We start from the raw sequence: 1,846 nt of genomic DNA on the forward strand, positions 1-1,846 counted from the left end.
AGCGGGCGGTACTTGATACGGTGCGGCTGGTCGGCGGCCGAGCCCAGGCGGCGCTTGCGGTCAGCTTCGTAGTCCTGGTAGTTGCCCTCGAACCAGACCACCTGGCTTTCGCCCTCGAAGGCCAGGATGTGGGTGGCGATGCGGTCCAGGAACCAGCGATCGAAGGACCGCAACAGCGGGGAGCGGCAGGAGCGCACCCAGTGGCACCAGGTGGTCATCTTCAACGAGGCGCTGATCGGCGTGGCCGAGCGCTTCCTGAAGAAGGGCTCCAAGGTCTATCTGGAAGGCCAGCTGGAAACCCGCAAGTGGACCGACCAGTCGGGCCAGGAAAAGTACACGACCGAGGTCGTGCTGCGCCCCTACCGCGGTGAACTGACCATGCTGGACGGCCGTGAAGGCGGCGGTGGCGGCGGTTACGAGTCGGGCGGCGACTTCGGCGGCGGCGGCTCCAGCTACGGTGGGGGCGGGGGCTACGGCGGCGGTTCGTCGGGCGGCGGTGGCTCCTCCTCCGGCGGCGGCTCGCGCGGCGGCTTCGGCGGCGGCAAGCCGGCCGACGATCTGGACGACGAAATCCCGTTCTGATCGGTCGGCACAGGGCAGGGAAAAAAACGGCGCATCCTGGAAACGGGAGGCGCCCTTTCCTTTTCAAGGCGCGTCCGCGTCGTCCGCCTCTGGCCCCAGATGCTCGGCGATTAGGCGCCGCCCCCAATCCCCCAGTCCTTCCCACGCCTTTCGCGCCGCCGCCACATGGGCGCGGCGTTCGCTTTCACTTCCGGCCACCCGGAAAAGGCGGAGCGACGCCCAGCCCATGGAATAGGGCTCCGGGATACGCTCATACAGGCTCAGCGCCTGCTGATAGTGCTGGCGAGCCTTTTCGGTCTGTTCCTCCCGTGCAAGAACGTCCCCCAGGCTCAGGATGCAGTTGGCTTCGCCCAGCACGGCACCGACCCGCCGGTAGAGCGGCAGGGCGTCCTCATAGCGGGCACGGGCGGCGTCGTGGTCGGAGCGTGCCAGGGCGATGTCCCCCAGGCTCTGGATGCAGTTGGCTTCGCCCAGCACGGCACCGACCCGCCGGTAGAGCGGCAGGGCGTCCTCATAGCGGGCACGGGCGGCGTCGTGGTCGGAGCGTGCCAGGGCGATGTCCCCCAGGCTCTGGATGCAGTTGGCTTCGCCCAGCACGGCACCGACCCGCCGGTAGAGCGGCAGGGCGTCCTCATAGCGGGCACGGGCGGCGGCGTGGTCGGAGCGTGCCAGGGCGATGTTCCCCAGGCTCTTGATGCAGTTGGCTTCGCCCAGCACGTCACCGACCCGCCGGTAGAGCGGCAGGGCGTCCTCATAGCGGGCACGGGCGGCGTCGTGGTCGGAGCGTGCCAGGGCGATGTCCCCCAGGCTCTGGATGCAGTTGGCTTCGCCCAGCACGGCACCGACCCGCCGGTAGAGCGGCAGGGCGTCCTCATAGCGGGCACGGGCGGCGTCGTGGTCGGAGCGTCTTAGGGCGATGTCCCCCAGGCTCTGGATGCAGTTGGCTTCGCCCAGCACGGCACCGACCCGCCGGTAGAGCGGCAGGGCGTCCTCATAGCGGGCACGGGCGGCGGCGTGGTCGGAGCGTTTCAGGGCGATGTCCCCCAGGCTCTTGATGCAGTTGGCTTCGCCCAGCACGGCACCGACCCGCCGGTAGAGCGGCAGGGCGTCCTCATAGCGGGCACGGGCGGCGGCGTGGTCGGAGCGTTTCAGGGCGATGTCCCCCAGGCTCTTGATGCAGTTGGCTTCGCCCAGCACGGCACCGACCCGCCGGTAGAGCGGCAGGGCGTCATCATAGCGGGCACGGGCGGCTCGTGTCGAGCGA

At 69.7% G+C, this 1,846-nt stretch carries 2 protein-coding genes and 1 pseudogene; 1 reads left to right on the top strand and 2 read right to left on the bottom strand.

From position 1 onward, the window contains the following. Positions 1-167: pseudogene (locus I55_RS39375) on the bottom strand (energy-dependent translational throttle protein EttA); the annotation flags it as partial. On the opposite strand from I55_RS39375, the gene ssb reads away from it, so the two are divergent. Then, the gene (gene ssb, locus I55_RS25145; protein WP_286364320.1) at positions 139-582 is read left to right on the top strand and encodes a single-stranded DNA-binding protein; all 444 of its coding nucleotides are present in this window, start codon (positions 139-141) and stop codon (positions 580-582) included. The pseudogene I55_RS39375 and the gene ssb overlap by 29 nt on opposite strands. 63 nt (positions 583-645) lie before the next feature. Here the strand turns inward: ssb and I55_RS25150 are convergent. Then, positions 646-1,846, bottom strand: a 1,201-nt coding sequence (locus I55_RS25150) for a lipopolysaccharide assembly protein LapB (protein WP_148293947.1), incomplete at its 5' end; no start/stop codon positions are given.

Source organism: Azospirillum sp. B4, from assembly GCF_000333275.1.
Taxonomy (GTDB): Bacteria; Pseudomonadota; Alphaproteobacteria; order Azospirillales; family Azospirillaceae; genus Nitrospirillum.